The organism is Paenibacillus sp. Negev47, from assembly GCF_058313655.1.
In genome coordinates, this window is record NZ_CM177754.1 from 3,409,462 (window position 1) to 3,428,588 (window position 19,127).

The 19,127-nt window shown below is 42.6% G+C and carries 14 protein-coding genes; 3 read left to right on the forward strand and 11 right to left on the reverse strand.

Annotation, left to right across the window (positions count from 1 at the left end; translation table 11 throughout):
• The first annotated feature begins 83 nt into the window (after nt 1-83).
• Nucleotides 84-827, forward strand: a complete 744-nt coding sequence (locus AC4G47_RS15290) for a MerR family transcriptional regulator (RefSeq protein ID WP_491101656.1) — start codon at nt 84-86, stop codon at nt 825-827.
• Nucleotides 828-1,024: 197 nt separating this feature from the next.
• Here AC4G47_RS15290 and AC4G47_RS15295 read toward each other — a convergent pair whose 3' ends face one another.
• The 3 genes from AC4G47_RS15295 to AC4G47_RS15305 all read right to left on the reverse strand — a co-directional run bounded on the left by AC4G47_RS15295 (nt 1,025) and on the right by AC4G47_RS15305 (nt 4,839).
• On the reverse strand, nt 1,025-2,764 hold the full coding sequence (locus tag AC4G47_RS15295; RefSeq protein ID WP_491101657.1) for an ABC-F family ATP-binding cassette domain-containing protein: 1,740 nt from the start codon (nt 2,762-2,764) through the stop codon (nt 1,025-1,027).
• 218 nt (nt 2,765-2,982) lie between these two features.
• Nucleotides 2,983-4,014 (reverse strand): alpha/beta fold hydrolase, encoded by a 1,032-nt coding sequence (locus AC4G47_RS15300; RefSeq protein WP_491101659.1) that lies wholly within the window; start codon nt 4,012-4,014, stop codon nt 2,983-2,985.
• Between the two features lie 180 nt (nt 4,015-4,194).
• Nucleotides 4,195-4,839: a response regulator transcription factor gene (locus AC4G47_RS15305; protein WP_145325454.1), complete on the reverse strand. Its 645-nt coding sequence runs from the start codon at nt 4,837-4,839 to the stop codon at nt 4,195-4,197.
• A 724-nt stretch (nt 4,840-5,563) separates the two neighbouring features.
• Between AC4G47_RS15305 and AC4G47_RS15310 the strand changes: the two genes are divergently transcribed.
• Entirely contained in the window at nt 5,564-7,327 is a 1,764-nt protein-coding gene (locus tag AC4G47_RS15310; RefSeq protein ID WP_491101661.1) for a methyl-accepting chemotaxis protein, read from the forward strand.
• A 116-nt stretch (nt 7,328-7,443) separates the two neighbouring features.
• Here AC4G47_RS15310 and AC4G47_RS15315 read toward each other — a convergent pair whose 3' ends face one another.
• Entirely contained in the window at nt 7,444-7,644 is a 201-nt protein-coding gene (locus AC4G47_RS15315) for a helix-turn-helix domain-containing protein (protein WP_491101663.1), read from the reverse strand.
• A 118-nt stretch (nt 7,645-7,762) separates the two neighbouring features.
• The gene (locus AC4G47_RS15320) at nt 7,763-8,164 is read right to left on the reverse strand and encodes a hypothetical protein (protein ID WP_491101665.1); all 402 of its coding nucleotides are present in this window, start codon (nt 8,162-8,164) and stop codon (nt 7,763-7,765) included.
• Between the two features lie 338 nt (nt 8,165-8,502).
• On the opposite strand from AC4G47_RS15320, the gene AC4G47_RS15325 reads away from it, so the two are divergent.
• Entirely contained in the window at nt 8,503-10,263 is a 1,761-nt protein-coding gene (locus AC4G47_RS15325; RefSeq protein WP_491101666.1) for a methyl-accepting chemotaxis protein, read from the forward strand.
• A gap of 114 nt (nt 10,264-10,377) precedes the next feature.
• On the opposite strand, the gene AC4G47_RS15330 is transcribed toward AC4G47_RS15325, so the two are convergent.
• From AC4G47_RS15330 to AC4G47_RS15355, 6 genes are all read right to left on the reverse strand, one after another.
• Nucleotides 10,378-11,265 (reverse strand): aldo/keto reductase, encoded by an 888-nt coding sequence (locus AC4G47_RS15330; RefSeq protein WP_491101667.1) that lies wholly within the window; start codon nt 11,263-11,265, stop codon nt 10,378-10,380.
• Between the two features lie 377 nt (nt 11,266-11,642).
• Nucleotides 11,643-13,310 (reverse strand): glycoside hydrolase family 13 protein, encoded by a 1,668-nt coding sequence (locus tag AC4G47_RS15335; RefSeq protein ID WP_491101668.1) that lies wholly within the window; start codon nt 13,308-13,310, stop codon nt 11,643-11,645.
• 277 nt (nt 13,311-13,587) lie between these two features.
• Entirely contained in the window at nt 13,588-15,216 is a 1,629-nt protein-coding gene (locus AC4G47_RS15340; protein ID WP_491101669.1) for a glycoside hydrolase family 13 protein, read from the reverse strand.
• A 63-nt stretch (nt 15,217-15,279) separates the two neighbouring features.
• Nucleotides 15,280-16,173, reverse strand: coding sequence for a carbohydrate ABC transporter permease (locus tag AC4G47_RS15345; RefSeq protein WP_413033073.1), 894 nt, complete (start codon nt 16,171-16,173; stop codon nt 15,280-15,282).
• A gap of 12 nt (nt 16,174-16,185) precedes the next feature.
• On the reverse strand, nt 16,186-17,100 hold the full coding sequence (locus tag AC4G47_RS15350) for an ABC transporter permease (RefSeq protein ID WP_458127028.1): 915 nt from the start codon (nt 17,098-17,100) through the stop codon (nt 16,186-16,188).
• A gap of 60 nt (nt 17,101-17,160) precedes the next feature.
• Nucleotides 17,161-18,897, reverse strand: a complete 1,737-nt coding sequence (locus AC4G47_RS15355) for a type 2 periplasmic-binding domain-containing protein (protein WP_491101670.1) — start codon at nt 18,895-18,897, stop codon at nt 17,161-17,163.
• Nucleotides 18,898-19,127: the final 230 nt, after the last annotated feature.

The window sequence follows — 19,127 nt, forward strand, 5'->3', positions numbered from 1 at the left end:
CTCAATCCTCTGTGATATAATTTAATGATATTAGGTGACGTTACGTCACCTGCAAGCATTATTTTCGAGAGGAAAGAAGAAACATGAATAGATGGACGACAGGACAGGTATCCAAACAGCGGAACATTTCTGTTCGAACCCTACGTTATTATGATCAGATCGGTCTTCTTAAACCGAGTTATAAGGAAGAAAATGGCCGACGTTATTATTCAGAGGAAAATTTATTCAATCTAGAAAAGATAACATTGCTTAAATCACTATCATTACCGCTTGATGACATCCAAAATGTAATGGACAGACTATCTTTTCGTCATATTCTAATCGCACACCATAATCATCTTCAGGAGCAGCTCACTTCTCTTCAGGGTAGTATTGGAAATACTACGTCTTTGATCAACATGATTGATCTTGAAGGTACCCTTTCTTGGGAACGGGCGTCTCATCTGGTTCATAACGTGCAACCTATTTCTAAACAGTGGATCGATTACTTTAACGATGACGAAAGTGCATTTCTACAAAATGCACTACCCAATCTCAACAGTAATGACCAGGCCACTCAGCAGTATGTCTCTTTGCTGCGAAGAATTGAATGGTGCATCGAGGAATCGATTCCAGCTAAATCTGATGAAGGTTATAACATTGCCTGCGAGCTAATGAAGCTATCAGATGAAACTTTTAATGGAGACGAGAAATTGATGGAGAAGTTTTGGGAAGTGAGGAAACTCCCTACATTAGAGTCAGGATTGTACCCCATATCGGACGAAGTGCTGAAATTTGTAGAGATTAGCATAGCTCACGCTCTAGAAAAAGGAGAGGAACAGAAATAAGAAATGAGGAATTATTATTGAAATCATGCGTATAACCGGGAAGCATCTCCATTGAAACGGCCACAACGAAAACTAAAAAAAACTGACGCCGGTAGAATACCGACGCCAGTTTGCTGCCTAGGGCCTCTTTATTGATACTTTTCCTCCGACATCATGTTTCGTCGTTGAACTCCGACTAATTCACTTTGCCCTTAATTTTAAAGCAACTTAATTAGCTCTTCTAGCTCATCAACCAATGATTTTGCAAGTTCAAAATTAGTATCTTTCAGAGCCAATTCTATTTTCATTTCAACTGCTTTTTTCTTTTGTTCAGTTTCCAAATAGTCTTTATCAAAATGAATCGCATAAATCATCTCACTAAATTCTTGCATACTCATTTTTCTAATCGTCTTATCGTCAATGATTAAGACATAATCCATACCATTTACAACAGAATAAAAATCATGAGAAATCATGAGAATTGCACCTTTATAGTCCTCAATGGCTTTCTCCAGTGCAATTTGTGTATAGGTATCTAAATGGCTTGTCGGTTCATCCAGAAGCAATACGTTTGCTTTACTGGCAGAAACTTTAGCCAATTGAAGCATGTTCTTTTCTCCACCAGATAAAGATTCGATCTTTTGATCAAGGATCTCTCCTTCAAAGCCATAATTTGAAAGATACGATCTAATCTCATCATAAGTTTGAAACCCGGCATCGATGAAATCATTTAGTATTGTATTGGAATCCTTTAGCATTTCGCCTTGAACCTGAGATAAATAAGCCACGTTGACATCCTCATTTATTTCAATTGAAGCATGGTTATTTTTAAAGATCTCTCGGAGCAAAGTTGTTTTCCCGGTACCGTTTGGACCGATCAGGGCTACTTTATCTGTAGATTTGATCTCAAAGTTCACATTTTCCAAAAGCAACTCGTCAAAGGAAACGCTATAATTATTGACATTAACCACAACGGTGTCTTCCAATTCCTTATCGATACCAAAACTGATATTCGGCTGCTTGATATCGACAAATGGCTCTTTTATTCGACGTGCTTCTAATCTCTCTTGAAACTTGACTCTTGCTTTTAACGCTCTGCCTCTGGAGGCTTCCGAATTATACGTGGCGATCTCTCTAAGATTGTCGATGATGTGATCGTATCTCTCAATTTCTTCAGCTTCAGCAACCGCGATTTCTTGTAACTCAATTTTGGTCTGAAGTAGTGAGAAGTTATAATCAATATATCGTCCATCAAACTCTTGGATCTCCGTATTTTCAAGGTGTATAATTTTGTTGAAACAATGATTCAATAAATATCGGTTGTGCGTAACCACCAGCAGCATGCCCTTGTGGGTATTTATAAGTTTTTTGAGCGCATTTAAGTTTTCAAAGTCTAAAAATACATCTGGTTCGTCCATGATCATGAAGTCTGGGCGATTGAGCATTTCCTTCATCACTTGAATAAGTTTGAATTCCCCACCACTCACTTCGGATATACTGAGATCTTTGAGCTTCATGAGGTTGGCTAGATTTAGCTGCTTATTAATGGTCTTTTCGTAATTATCCCCATCCATCGAATCGAATGCGTCTAAAGCAAATTGAACCTTTTCCAGCAACGAATCCATATCGGATGTCGTTTCCATTTCAGCATAAATCGCTGTGATTTCATCTTGTATCTTGATAAATTCTTCTCCGATATATTCAAAGACGGTCATTTCTTTCGTTTTGTCGACTTGCGAGAATTGACTGACATATCCGATTCTGCAATCCGGGTCCATCTCTAACTTGCCCTCAAACAAATATCTTTCCGGATCCATCAGTATATCGATTAACGTACTTTTCCCACTGCCACTCGTTCCGATAAAAGCGCAATGTTGGCCTTCTTCAAATGTAAACGAAATGTTGTTATATAGTTCCTTTTGTGGAAATGAGAAGGATAAGTTATCAACTTTTATCATAGTGTTACCTTTCTTTACAACTAAAATGGTGACTATTATTAAATGTCTTGTTGGACACAGACTTTTAGAGTAACACTGTTTACCCCCAAGTACAATCCATTTTTAGCCCTTACCCTTACTTTGAAATTTGAATACGTTGCTTTCCTAGTGATTAGAGGGATGGATTTTATGAATAAGTAATATTCCATCCCGCTTCACTTTTTAATTTCTAACAAATGTTACTGAGTAAAGGTATCTATCATCCAATTGGAGAATCTTTCCTTTTCTTCATAGTGTGGGTAGTGAGCCGATTCTTTATAAGAAATAAATTCTTTCTTGTTAGCTTTAATTCCGTCAAAAAACTGTTTGGCAGCATGGGACGAAGTCATAAAGTCATAATCTCCCATAACAAAATAAAATGGCAGATCCAGCTTCTTAATTAAGGAAGGCAATGGACGACTCATCACTTCACCAATTAGAATTCCTTGTGAATAAGTCATTCCTTTATAATAACGTATGACATCGAGCATGTTGTATTCACTACTGAACGTCATTCCAAGGAAACTGTCATCAGGGTTATCCATCAATCTCGCAGCACCATTGTATCGTGTAACAATGTCTCTCGGTGTGAATGTCTGCCCTTGATTAATGGCTTCAGAAACCTGATTCAAACTTGCTATGTCATCATTATTACCTGCAAGCTGAGCTTGTTTCATTACATAATTCCAACCGTCCATCTCACTCTGCTTAGTATCTCCTACCTGACCAATTCCGATGTAGGCTTCATATTTCTCCGGTGCTTTATGAGCAGCCAAAGAACCAATGTAAGTACCGAAGGAATGGCCGATCAGGATCACCTTTTCCTTGCCAAGGCGTTCAGAGATATAATCCGTGATGGCCAGTATATCATCAACCAGCAAGTCCGATGATAAATTGGAGTAATCCTCAAAAAAATCATAAGACTTTCCGCTTGCTCTTTGATCATAGTTCACGATGGTAAATCTGGATTCCAATGCATCCTGATATTGCTTGGCGTGCGGAATTTCAGATGCGCTCGGCCCACCGTGTACATACAGAATGACCGGATTCTCTACATTTTGACCGCGGATCATGATTTCATGACCTGTTCCATTAATCTCTACTTGTTCCAGTACACTAATACTATTTTCTCCTTTTATTTTCGGAGTCCATGTTGGAAAGTAAAGAACCACCATTGAAAGTATTAAAACAGCAATGCCGATCCCCAAAAATAATTTCTTCATTTTTTTCATCCGAATTACCCCTCTCTGCGCTTCAATCTTTCGAAGTGATTGTTCCGCTTGTTATAAATTTAGACTTTAAAAGTCATATAGACATAGTGCGATTTAGTCATGAAATGAACCTATGACATAAAAAATCGGCAACTCCAATGAGTTGCCGATTTTTTATGAACATCAGAACGTTCTACCTGTTTATTCTTCCATCATTCCTGAATCTCTGGCTTTGCGAGTTGCCTCCCTTCTTCCTTTCACATCCAATTTGGAATAGATGGAAGAAATATAGTTTTTAACGGTCCCTTCACTAAGAAACAAAGCTTCAGCAATATCTTGATTGCGCAAGCCAGATGCCAACTTGTGAAGCACTTCAATTTCACGTGCGCTCAATCCGTACTCATTGCTCTTTGGAGCAGCAGATGGGGGTATATTTTTTATCATTTTGGCCGCCATTTCCTGAGAAATCAATGTCCCTCCTGTATGAACCACACGTATTCCTGCAGCCAACTCCTTGGGACGGATCGCTTTGAGTAGATACCCCTCTGCTCCATGGCTTAATGCCGTCAAAACATAATCCACTTCCTTATATGAGGTCAGCATGATGATCTTAATCGCCGGAAGCTGTTGCTTAATTCGTGACGTTGCAGCAACGCCATCCATGACGGGCATATTAATATCCATTAGCACGATATCCGGCTGAAATTGTTTACTGCCTTCAATGGCTTCTTCCCCATTTTTGGCTAATCCGACAATTTCAAAATCTTCTTCAAGAGACAGGACAATATGCAGACTCTCCAGAATAAGCTCTTGATCGTCGACAATTAATATTCTAATCTTCTGCATGTAACTTCACTCCATTTAACGGAATTTCGCATCTCACCTCGGTGAACGACGTGGCTCCAGATGAGGATTCAATGTAACATCCGTTCCAGTGTGCTCGTCAAAGCTATCAGCAAGTACCCTAATCTGCTCAAAGAGGCTATCTAGCTCCTAGATAACGAAATCATTGAAAGATGACTGCTCTGACTCCACAAAAATATTCACTCCCTAATCACCAAGTGTTATCACTACCTAAAAATAAATCTTAGATTATTTCGCAAGAAAAATACAGTTCTTTTATGAGTGGTCAAAGAAATGAGCGGTGCCGAACCTTCAGTGTTTCGCTTAGGCTTTTCCATGATCCATTATCATTATTTAAATTCCTCCAATCATAGAGCAATATGTTTTGAACGAATGCATTCCACCGCTGTATTTTCCCTCATTTTAATTTTTGTTTTTGATGGCATACTATAGGGCGACGATTTTAATCCACAACTCTTGCCACAATTGACCTATTCCGCATTCGTTAGCTCCATCTTGCTGAGAACAATCTGTGTAAGCCCTGAGAACTTTGATGGACTTGTTGTTTCAGACTAATTTCACTTTTACACGTTAGTTTACAATCTGCGTATATGTAAATATAAATATAAATCTAGAATCAGTCTTCATTTCCCTCTTCAATTTTACGATAAATAGTATGGGTTATTAGAATAACCATATTGTTTAAACTTCTAAGGGGGAACAGGATTTGAGACAGAATTACAAAAAAAAGATGGATTTAAGGTTCAAACTGTATTTGATTATTCTGGTTCCCCTACTGGCCATGGGCGGTCTAATCATGTGGACCACCATCGACTCCAGTGAAAACGCATCATTAATGACCATGCAGCATAACAATCAGCAGCTGGCTGTGAATACCGCCTCTCAACTAGGTCAGGAATCGGAATTAATTAAGACATTATCTTCTACTGCTTCAGAGGAGAGCAACGAATATAAAAGTCTTAGGGACGAACTCGTTAAAGTTAGGCTTCAATCGGGAGCCTTGTATGTTTATATGTATAACAAAACCTCGGACGGGTGGATCTACACCGTGGATGGAGCGGATTGGGATGATACAGAGTATAGCCCTTACGGCACTGCAATGGAATTCAACCCTCAGATTCAGGAAACCTTGTTAAGAGGTGAAGTTCTCACAACAGGCATTGTAGACGATCCAACCTGGGGACAGCTTTTGTCCTCCTTTACACCAATCAAGGATTCGCAAGGCGTTGTTATTGGCTATCTGGGCATTGATATTTCTGCTGGAGCAGTGAATCAAGTCTCCGCGACATCCGTGAATAATGCTTATCAGACCATTATCCCGATTTTTGTGGTTGTACTGATTCTTTCTTTGGTCATGATGCTATTCGTAGTACGAGGTATTCTTAGACAAGTACGCGATATTAAGTCAAGCCTCGAGCAGGTTGCTGATGGGAATCTTAAAGTCGTATCCACACATATGACCAATGATCAACTCGGTGATATCAGTGATTTGATTAACATCATGGTTGCCCAGTTGACGAACATTCTAATGGGAATACAGCAAGGATCAAATACGTTGCAGCGGTCATCAAAAGATATTTCGGAAACCGCTCAGACGAACCAGCGTCAGAGCGAAGAACTTTCCAGAGCGATTGAGGAAATTGCCATAGGTTCAATGAAACAGGCTGAAGAGACAGAACACTCCGTCCAGCATTCAGAGAATCTCGGCAAAATAATGGATGAAGTAGGTTCATATGTGAAACAGTTTACACATACTTCAGAGCAGCTATCTTCTGTTCAAGTACAAGTTACACGTGAACAAGAGGTTCTGCTTGAGAAGGGTCGAGAGAATGCCAAACGTGTTGAGCATCAACAGGATATTTCCAGGTCTCTGACGACTCAATCCGAACTCGCTTCCTCTATTAGCGGTCAAATTCACAATATTTTAAAACAAACTCAAATTCTATCCCTGAATGCTTCAATTGAAGCAGCCCGAGCTGGAGAAGCGGGTAAAGGCTTTGCGGTCGTTGCTGGTGAAATGGGACAGCTCGCTCAACAATCCGAACGTTCGATCCAGGAGATTGATGAGATCCTGAGTTCATTTGTTCAAGAGATACATCGTATGGGCAGTCATTTTGATGCGAATATGGTAGCAGTTAAGGAACAGGAGAAACAGATCGCTGATTGCCTCCAGGCATTTAGACAGGTTAGCCGCTTATCGACCGAAGTGCATGAGTTGGCTCAGAGTTTAGACAGCCGGACGATGGATATGCACTCTATTCGTCAGGAGTTGGAACAGAACCTCAGTTATATTGCTTCCGCAACCGAGGAAACTTCAGCCATGGCCGAAGAAGTCACGGCTAGTGCTGTGGAACAGCAACGGTCGGCGAGCGAACTGTCGAACATCTCCGGGGAACTCGCTGGTCTTGCAGGGAACCTCAAATCATATTCCGATCAATTTCAAGTCGAAGTCCGTAAATCAGGTCCATAATAATAAAGCGTCATCGATGATATCGATATGTCCCTGCGATTCGGTCAGGATGGTCATAACGACGATCATAAAATAGAAAGCCTGCCTCTGAGAGCAGGCTTTTGTTCGTTTTGGGATTAAAATGTCCGATACCAATTTCGGTAGTCCAGAGCTAGGAGACAATTGTCGGACACCTTGGCCTCCTCTGCTTCTAACAATCTGTGGAACAGGAAAACCAAATTTAGCAGCATCAGGTTTTCGGGTTCTTTTAGTGAAATGCCTAAGAGCCGTTCCAGCTTCTCCAGTCGGTAAGCCGCTGTATTACGATGAATATACAACTTGGAGGATTACAATTCATTTCTAGATATCTTTAATTCTGTTCTCCAATGCAAAAAAGGAGTGATTACCGTAAGATAACACCCCTTTTCAATCTATAAAAGTGCAATATGCCTATAATCATTTTTGAGTGCTGCTTACACCTTTTAATTCCATGCCTCTTGTAAAGAACACAATTCCAATAGCAGCAAACGTTACGTAATTACTTATCTTGGCTATTACTTCTTCATCATCCTCATAATTGATCCAGAACAGTAGAACGAATGGTGATATTATCATTAATACTTTCATAGCTAACATAAATACATAATGAACTCTTTGCTTACGCAAATTCCCTTGTTTTGAGTTAATTCTAAAGCTAACTTTAGAAGAGTCATAGATCGTTATTAATAGTGCGATGATGCTTGAGTATGCCGTTATTTTCAAACCAATCTCAATCCATGGAACAAATGCTGCAACGGCGATACCCAGATAAATCCCAGCAGCTAAGTAAAAAAGGTTAATCTTAATCTTACTGTGCAAAATCCCTCGCTCCTATCTTATCACCTGTATATTTTACCATCATTATACAACAATAAGTGTTTGTTTACCTTTGTTTTATGAAACATCGCAGACAGTACATATTCATCTTCTCTACTTTGTGAAGAATGCATTTTTATGCAATTGCCACTTTTAGTTTTACAAATTCTATTTGCCCTGTGTTGAGCACAACGGACGAGTTCGTTTACAGAGATTTTCATTGCTCAAAGACTTCATTTTACCTCCTCTTTTTTCGATATATTAGGTACAGATTTAATTAAAATTTTAACTATCAGGTTCTGAGTTAGATCTCTACATTGACATACTTAGGGGGAACTGAAGTGAAAACAAAGATTGGATCCATTCTAAAAATGAGAACGTTAAGGGCTAAGTTAGTCTCTTTGTGCTTGGTTATACTTATTGTGCCCACAATCGTAATAGGGTTCAGTTCTTATACCGTTTCAAAAAATGAAATGAATGAATCCGGCAAGGCTGCACTTGAAAATAGTGTGCGAATGGTCATAGGTATGATTAATCTCCTCAACGAACAGGTAGAGAACGGAAGTTTAACATTGGAGCAAGCGCAGGAGAAGCTCCGCGTAGAACTGCTCGGTGAAAAGAATGCAGATAATAAGCGGCCTGTAAAAAGTGAATATACTGTAGGGGAAACAGGATATCCATGGGCTGTTGGCAAAGATGCGCATTCCGTAATGAATCCTTCAAATGAAGGACAGGATTTGACAGATGTCGTTACCGAAGATGGCGTATATTTGGGAAAAGAGCTCGTTAATGTTGGAAGAGCCGGAGGCGGATTTGTCACCTACAAGTGGGCTCTACCTGATACAGGTGAGGTTGAAACGAAAGTTTCTTATGTTGAAATGGACCCACATTGGGGATGGATCATCGGTTCGGGTGCCTACTTAAGCGAGTTTAACAGTGGTGCCACACAAGTTCTCTATCTTGTTCTTATAGTTATGGCAGTGGCGGTTGTTCTAGGATTCATTATCGTTAGCATCATCTCAGGACGTCTAACGAAGCCGATCCTTATGGTTGCTAAACGATTGAAATCCGTTGCGGACGGGGACCTAACCGTTGAAGAAGTTAAGATGAAGTCCAAGGATGAGATTGGTGAGCTTTCACAGGACTTTAACCATATGATTAAAAACATGAGAACACTTATTAGTCAAGTCGATCTCTCTACCAAACAGGTAGCCTCATCTTCCAAAGAGTTGACTCTTGGTGCGGAGCACACCAGTCAGGCAACGGAGAATATCACCATTTCGATCCAAGAATCAGCAGCAGGTGCACAAGAGCAGCAAATGATGCTTCAACGGACAACCAACTCACTCGAGGAAATATCGATCGGGATTCAGCGAATAGCGGAAAGCTCATCAACCACTGCCGATTCTTCTGTTGATGCGATGGAACTCGCGAACATAGGTGGTACAGCCGTAGAACATACGGCGAAGCAAATGAATCTGATCAACAAGTCGGTTAATGAAACGGATGTAGTCATGAGAATGCTGGATGAACGTAGCCAGCAGATCGGTACCATGCTGCATGCCATTACGGATATTGCGAAGCAGACGAATCTTCTTGCTCTGAACGCCTCGATTGAGGCAGCCCGCGCAGGCGAAGAAGGCAGAGGTTTCTCGGTAGTTGCTGCTGAGGTGAGAAAACTTGCTGAACAATCGAACCAATCATCTGGCCAGATTTCGACGTTGATTCAAGATATGCGTACAGATATCGAACAATCGCTCAAAACGTTGAATCGAGTTAAACAGGACGTCGACTCCGGCATACAGATTGCTAATGAGACGGAACAACAGTTTAACAAAATCGTAGGGTCTACCAACTTTATCGCCCAACAAACGGAGGAACTTGCCAGCGTTACGCAGCAGATCACGGCAAGCGTCCAGGAAATCACAGCGGGCCAAGAGCAAGTCTCCAATCTTGCACTTCAAGCTGCAGACAACTCCCAAAATATAGCTGCTTCTTCAGAAGAACAACTGGCTTCAATGGAACAAATCACGAGCTTAGCCACAACCTTGTCCGATATGTCTCAAAAGTTAGAGCGTTTGACGATTCAATTTAAATATTAATTTTGATTCATCTAGGTGAAAAAAAGCAGCCGACCCCTTCTACTTTGGTCGGCTGCTTTCTCCGTTTTAATCCACAACGATATTGTCCTCAGCAAGGTACAACGATCAGCTCGCTTACAACTCCAGATCTGCTGCCCGGGCATTCGCTTCAACCTGCTCCGGGCTTTTGCATCCTGGAATGACGCAGCTAACGGCTGGATGTTTCAGACACCAGGCAAGGGCCCACGAGGCCATGTCGACACCTTCAGGGACTTCGTTCTTCTGGATTTCACTTACCAGCTGCAGTTTCTCGTCGATCTCTTGACGCTCGCGTCCCTTTCTGACATTGTCATTGAACACTGCGCCAGGCTTGTACTTGCCGCTCAGATAGCCGCTGGCCAGTGGGACTCTTGCAAGCACACCAAGGTCCTGCTCCTGACATGACGGGAATACCCTCTCCTCAGGCTTCTGGTCCAGACGGTTATATACGACCTGTATAGCCTTCGCGTTTAACTCACTAGCCTTGCTCGTCTGATGCAGATTATCGTTGCTGCCAATGGAGATACCAAGATTTCGAATTTTACCGGCTTGTACCTGCTTTTCCAGCATGGTCCACAGCTCGTCGTTATCGAAAGCCTCATCTGATCCGGAATGGAACTGATACAAATCGATATAATCTGTTCTTAGGGCTTTCAGGGATTCATCCAGCTGAACACGGATCTGATCTACGCTCCAGGCATTGGTCCAGTGATCATGCCACTGATGACCAAACTTCGATGCGATCACCCAATCCTCACGCCGGTCACGGGACATAAAATCGCCGATAAAGTTTTCCGACATATGGTGAGGTCCGTAACATTCCGCTGTATCAATCAAATTAATACCAAGCTCTTTGGCACGGTAAAGAATATCATCGACTTCCTTCTGGGTATAGTCTTTACCCCAGTCCCCGCCAAACTGCCAGGTGCCCACACCTACGACGGATACATCCAGCTCGGTCTTGCCCAATCTTCTGTACTTCACGCTACTCACCTCGAGGTTTAATATGTTGGTCAAATGACCGAATGGTACATTTAGTTTTCAATTAACGATAACGCTTTCATAATAAAGGATAATCAACAAATTATCAATCTCAAGTATGCTCGTCTGTATACGCAGGAAGAACCCTCTTAAATTTAAAGATTGATTTAATATATCCCCTTTTAAAATAAATGACTTTGCTTCACTCGTTTCACGCCCTCTACTGGCTGAAGGCATAATAAATAAAGCCCCTTAGAGATTCATTGGATAAACGGGGCTTATTCCAATAACTTATCTAAGGGGTTCCTTGCTTGATGTCTAGAAATTAGAGAAGTGAATTCTCTGTTTGCTTCGATCCATACCCTGTAGGCAAATCCGACTTATTCTTTATCGCGTAAACCAACAATGGTTTCATACGGTCGCAGCATCCTTGGCAGCTTGCTATCTTCGTAGTTGGTAAGCCAGATCTCGGAGAAGTTAAGGCTATGCTCTTCTTCCTTAAGCTCTACGGCTTGATCAGAGAGATTGACTACTACAAGCACCTGTTGGTCTGCCAGAGTACGTGTATATGCAAATACACTCGGATGATTCGGCATAAGAAGCTCATAAATACCATAAGTCAACGTATCGTGTTCTTTTCGCAGCTGAATCATCTGTTTGTAAAAGTGCAGGATGGAACGCGGTTCCTGAAGTTGTTTCTCTACATTAAGATTAACGTAATTGTTATTCACCTGTAGCCATGGCGTACCGGTGGTAAAGCCCGCCTGGTTGGCCGCAGACCACTGCATCGGCGTTCTGGAATTATCGCGACTTGAAGCCCATATGATGTTCATGATTTCCTCATGCGACATCCCCTCTTCACGTTTGATCTGATATAAATTCCGATCGGCTATATCGTTATAATCTTCTATGGAAGGATAAGCTACGTTCGTCATGCCTATCTCTTGCCCCTGATAAATGAACGGAGTGCCTTGCATGAAAAAGTACATGGCTCCAAGTGCTGTGGCACTTTCATACCAATACTCCGTATCATTTCCCCAAGATGAAACTTTGCGAGGCTGATCGTGATTTTCAATAAACAAAGCATTCCAGCCGACGCCTTCCAGTGATTTTTGCCACTTGGTCAAGACGTTTTTCAATTTGGGAACATCAAGTTGCCTGTCTGTGCTGTTTTTCCAAAGGTCAAGATGTTCGAATTGAAAGACCATATTAAATTTCCCTCTGACTTCACAGATCCAATCCAGTAGATCTTCTTGGTCCTCTACCTTAACTCCATTCGCTTCCCCAACAGTCACAACGTCATATTTGGATAATGTATTCTCTTTCATTTCTTGCAGATAATTCTGGATCCCTTTGACATTCATATGCTTTTCAAAAGAAGAGATGTATTTGACGCCTTCTCGGATTGGCATGTCCAAGAGGCCCTCTTCTTTGTGAATATGGCTGATGGCATCGACACGAAAACCATCAATACCTTTATCCAGCCACCAATTCATCATTTCATAAATGGATTTCCGAACTTCCTGATTTGCCCAATTCAAATCCGGTTGTTTTTTGGAGAACAGATGGAGATAGTACTGTCCGGAGATTTCATCATATGCCCAAGCAGAACCGCCAAAGATGCTCTCCCAGTTATTGGGTTCTTCTTCGTTCTTCCCATCTCTCCAGATGTACCAATCTCGTTTGGGGTTATCCAGCGAAGCTCTGGATTCAATAAACCACGGGTGTTCGTCACTTGTATGATTGATCACCAAATCCATGATGAGTTTCATGCCCCGGTGATGCACTTCATGCAGTAATTGATCGAAGTCCGCCATCGTACCGAATTCATCCATAATGGAACAGTAATCGCTGATGTCATAACCATTATCGTCGTTGGGTGACTTATACATCGGGCAGATCCATATCAGATCAATGCCGAGATCTTGAATATAATCCAGTTTTGAAATGATCCCCTTAATGTCGCCAATGCCATCCCCGTTGGAATCCATAAAACTTCTCGGATAGATTTGATAAGCTACTGCTTCTTTCCACCATACTCTTTTCATTGAAAACAATCCTTCTTTCTCCACCACTTTATAAACCGCACGAATCAATCACACAGGCCACTACGAGAGCAGTACCATCTTCCGATCGCTGTTATCCCCAGATTTTTTGATTCCCCTTTTCAAGGGGAAAATCCGGTGATAAGCGTATGCTTCCGATGCAGCTTTCCTTCAGAAAGCTTTTAGGCGAGCGCTTCGCTTCTCCAGATTGGTTCTGCCTCTCCGTTAACGTGTGTCTGTTTTTCGCGGATTATATAGACTTTATTTATAGTATTATGTTTTAAGCCTGAATAAGGTACATTCTGGCTTCATATGGACGCAATTCGCTCTCCGACATTTCACCTGTATAATTGGATATCAACAGCTGGTTCGACTCTGTCAATTGCTCCTGAAGCGGAAGTTCAGTCGTATATCCCTGGAAATTGCATACGACAAGGATTGCCGTACCATTCAACGTTCGGGTATAAGCAAACACGTCTTGATTCTCGGGAAATATCAGCTCATAATCGCCATATACGATGACTTCATGTTCTTTTCGTAATTGAATTAACTTCCGGTAATAATGGAATATGGATTCAGGGTCATTCAAACATTGCTCGGCATGGATAAACGTATAATTGGGATTCACCTTAAGCCAAGGTTCCCCTCGTGTAAAACCCGCGTTATCGGAAGCGTTCCATTGCATCGGTGTTCTCGCGTTATCGCGTCCCTTGGCGTAGATCGACTCCATAATGCTGCTCTCTGGGTATCCTTCCCCCATTCTTTCCTTATAGAAATTGAGCAATTCAATATCACGATAATCTTCAATCGCATATTGAACATTCGTCATGCCCAATTCTTCACCCTGATATATGTAAGGCGTACCTTGCATGCCATGAAGAAGGGTCGCCAACATTTTAGCCGATTCAACTCTGAATTCTCCGTCATTTCCCCAACGTGATACGATTCGAGGCAAGTCATGGTTGTTCCAGAACAGACTGTTCCAAGCATCGCCCTTGAGCTCTGTCTGCCACTTGGACAGCACCTTTTTTAATGCCATCACATCTAAAGGCTTAAGATCCCACTTACCTTTACCTTCTTGTTCGTCCAAGCCGATATGTTCAAATTGAAATACCATTGAAAACTCGCTTCCGTCCGGGTTGCTGTAAAGCTTGGCGATTTCCGGAGTGGCACCCCATGTTTCTCCAACCGTTAGCAGGTCTTCCGCTTTTTGAAACGTCTCCTTGCTCAGTTCCCTGATATATTGATGCAAATTCGGCCCGTTTCCCGTAATCTTCAAATCCGGTTCTTTGCCTATTAAGTCGATCACGTCAAGTCGAAAACCACCAACACCCTTATCAATCCACCAATTGATCATGTTGTATATATCCTGCCGGACTTTTGGGTTTTCCCAGTTGAGATCTGGCTGTTTTACGGAAAATAGATGCAAATAATATTGCCCGATCTCAGGCACCCATTCCCAGGCTGAACCACCGAAGGTGGACCCCAAGTCGTTCGGAGGCGTTCCTTCCACGCCATCTCTCCAGACATAATAGTCATGGTACGGATTATCTTTGCCTTTCTTGGCTTCCTGAAACCAGCGGTGTTCATCCGACGTATGGTTCAACACCAAATCCATAATGATTCGAATGCCTCGTTTCCCGGCTTCCTGAATTAACGTTTCCATATCTTCCAAAGATCCAAACATGGGATCGATGTCCTGATAATCTGAAATATCATATCCAAAATCATCTTGAGGAGACTTGCAAACGGGTGATAACCAGATCGCACCAATGCCGAGTTCCTGCAAATAATCCAATCGGGACACAATGCCCTTCAAGTCGCCGATTCCATCTCCGTTACGATCTTGAAAGCTGCGTGGATATATTTGATATACAACAGTTTCTTTCCACCATTTTTTATTTTCCATGCTCCATTCAACCTCTCTATCACACGTAAAGTGGTTTTATTTTCATCATCTCATAGCATCTCGCTATTCTTTGACCGATCCTACGACAATGCCAGTCACAAAGTATTTTTGCAGCAAGGGATAAATCAGCAATAGCGGGATAACAGCGACTACGATTTTGGCTGCGTTCAGGTTTTTGTTCGAAATTTCAGTCAGGTTGCTGAGTTCGCTGGAATTCGTGCCAGCTTGAAGCAAATCGGCAATATTCACGTTAAGGGACTGGATATAGGTCATTAGTGGATAATTGCTGACTTTGGTCATGTAGATCAAACCGCTGAAGAAGTCATTCCATGTACCCACGATACTGAACAAGGCGACTGTCGCCAGCGCAGGAATGGACACGGGAACATACACTTTGAACAAGACCTGAAGCGGATTCGCTCCATCGATGAATGCTGCCTCTTCAAGCGCTTTAGGTACAGCGGAGAAGAAATTCATCACGAGGATGACACTGAATATCGGGACAGCGCCTGGCAGAACCAGTGCCCAAATCGTATTCAGCATGTCCAGGTTTTTGATCAGCAGGTAACTCGGAATCATGCCTCCACTAAACAACATGGCAAAAATCATGATATTCATATAAATGTTTCTGCCTTTGAATTCCCTTTTCGATTTGGATAGCGGATAAGCCATCAAAATAATTAGAATCATGTTAAGCACAAGGGTAAGCGCGACACGTAGAACAGATATGCCAAAGGAACGCCAGAACTGTGCATCATCAATAATTTTGGTATACGCTGCTGTTGTGAAATTGACCGGAACGAGGCCTACTGCATTCGCGGATACCGCCTCGCTGCTGCTGAATGAAATGGCAACGATATTCCATAACGGAAGAAGGCAGACCAGTGCCAGCATGATGACGATGGCATAGATGACAAACCGGCCAATTCGATCTTTAAAGTTTGCAGAATAGGACACAGTTTGGCCTCCTTAGAATATTTTTCGGTCCGTATATTTTTTAGCCAACTGGTTGGCAGACAAGAGCAAGACAATGCCGATTACGGACTTGAACAAACCAACAGCTGTACCGAAGCTATACTGTCGCCCAACGAGGCCGATCCGATAGACATAAGTATCCAGAATGTCGCCTGACTCATAGACGACCGGGTTATACAGATTATAGACTTGATCGAAACCGGCGCTCAAAATGTTGGTCAGGCTCATTACGCCCATGAGCAGAATAATAGGCAGCATGCCTGGCAATGTAATATGCCACACTTTTCTCCACCAACTGGCTCCATCCATGCCTGCGGCTTCATACAGACCGGGATCTATCGATGTAATTGCAGCCAAATAGACGATGGAACTATAACCAAACTCCTTCCAGACGTCTGTTCCTATAATCAGTGGCTGGAACCAGGTGTTGCTGCCAAGGAAATTAATATTTTCCAAGCCAAAGAACGCCAACATTTGATTCACAATGCCATCCAGACTGAACATGTTGACAACGACGGATGCCAGTACAACCCAGGATAGAAAGTGTGGCAGATAAACAATCGTCTGCACGGATTTTTTAACGTATTTGATACGAATTTCATTTAATAAAACGGAAAAAATGATCGCCATCATCGTTCCGAGCAGAATCTTGCCAAGCGCGATCACCAACGTATTGCTGACGACCTGCGCGATATCCGGCAGCTTGAACATATACATAAAATGCTTCAGGCCAACAAATTCGGAGCCGAACATGCCCTTGGCCGGTATATAGTCCTGAAACGCCGTAATGATGCCGACCATTGGAACATAGCTGAATACAAGCAAAAACAAAATGCCCGGCAGCATCATCATATGGTACATGGCACCTGGGCTGAGCCGCCCTCTTGCTTTCAAATTCCCCTGTTTCATGGATGAACCCCTTTCCTGAAGAAAGGCTGCGTATCGCAGCCCTGCCACTGTTCATGGATATTATTGTTTCGACGCGATCTCGTCTTCAATTTCCTGAATGACTTGATCACCACCTTGTTTCTTCCAGTTATTGACGAATGTATCGAAGTAATCGAGCGGTTCTGAACCCGTCACGATTTTGATAAACGATTCCTGTTCCAACTTCGTCAGATTGGCCCATGTCTGTTTCATACTTGGTGTAGTGCCAGAGAAAGCAGGTGTCATCCATACGAATTTGTTTTCTTGTGTCAGTTTGTCGATCAGTCCAACTCCGTTGATCCGCGAATGATATTTGGACCACGCAGTCACGTCATCCGTATCCATGTCACTCAAATAGGTTTTAATGCTTCCGATATTGTTCTTCGATTCGGTTGTTCGAACCTCATCCAAGGTAATTTCTCCTTTAATTCCGCGAACCACGTCAGAGTAATCATCCAGCAGCGATGTAGCCGAATTGACTTCGATATTAAACGGTCTCGTGGAACCGTCTACACCGGTCTCCTGATACTTGGCAGCTTCCGGCATGGTTGTTGCAACATTTTTATCATTGGCCAGTTTATCGTAGAACAGGTTTACAATCTTAACAGCCAGTTCAGGGTGTTCATATCCTTTTCTCACCACAATAAACTGATTGGATGGATTGGCATGCGCCACGTTGACCTTGCCGTTTGCATCCTCCAACGTATAAGCTGAGAATTTCGCATTTTTATCCATCTGTCTCGCACTGATCAGTCCCCAGTCAGGGATATGCCACGGTCCAAAGGCGATACCACTTTGGCCATTGGCGTAAAGTGCAGTAATATCATCAAACGTGCGTGTTCCAAATTGCGGGTCAATGATACCATCCTTGAACCAATCCGCCATGGTGCCCAGCATTTTCTTCGTTTCTTCTGTCGTGGAACCATACACGATTTTGCCGTCTTCACCATTCATCCAATATTGCGGGAAGGCTCCCTCGGTTGAGGCCACACCCAGCATCGTATAAGCAGAGCCATTATAATCTGTTGTATTCATCGTGTTCACAAATGGAATACCTACCGGATTTCCGGATTGGCCAGGATCTCTTTTCAGGAATTCCAGTGCTGTTTGCTCCACTTCATCCAGTGAAATGGCGCCGTCTCCGTCTGCATCCAGTTGAATCCCCAGCAGATCCAGCCAATCTTGACGGACCCAAACCATCGTTGGTGCGGAATCCAGAGAAGTCGCCGGGAGGCCCATCAAACGTCCGTCGATCGTCGCATTGTCTAATGCACGTCCATCATAGGAATCGTACATCTGCTTGATGTTATCCGTAGCATACTGATCATAAATGGCTGTCAGATCCTCAATCAGGTCATTATCAACCAGTTCTTTCAGTTCATCTTTGGAATCGACGCGCATCATGTCAGGCAATTCCCCGGATGCGATGGCGAGCGAAACTTGACGACTATAATCTTCGCCATTGGCTTCAAATTGATCTGTAATCTTGGCGTTAAACGTGTCTTTGACCAGCCGGGTATACGCGTTATTCTCATAGGTATCTCCAGCCGGCAGTTTCGGGTTGGCTGTGGTTACCCGTCCCATGGTTACGGTGATTTCGTCTTTATAGGCACTGAACGGATCTCCCGGCGTTACCTCATATTTGCCTGCTTCCTCTGCAGTAGGAGGATTGGAAGAGTCTCCACATGCCGCGAGGGTTGCAACCATCAAGGCAGACATGGACAGCACGGCCAGACGCTTCGTCAACCGTTTGCTTTTCATGGACCAATTTGTTCTCATCTAATTCGATTCCCCTTTTTCTGATATTTAATATTTGTTTGCGCTTTCATTATAAAATGAAGTGAAGACTGATCGAGATAGGGATTGTACGGTCGTTTGGATAGAGAAATGTATCCGGTTTTCAACCGGTGTCATGAAGCATTGTTTAGCTTGTGATCATATACCCTACCTACTGACTTACATTCATCTATCTGCCCTTATGTTTAATCAAAAACAAAAGCCGTCAACTC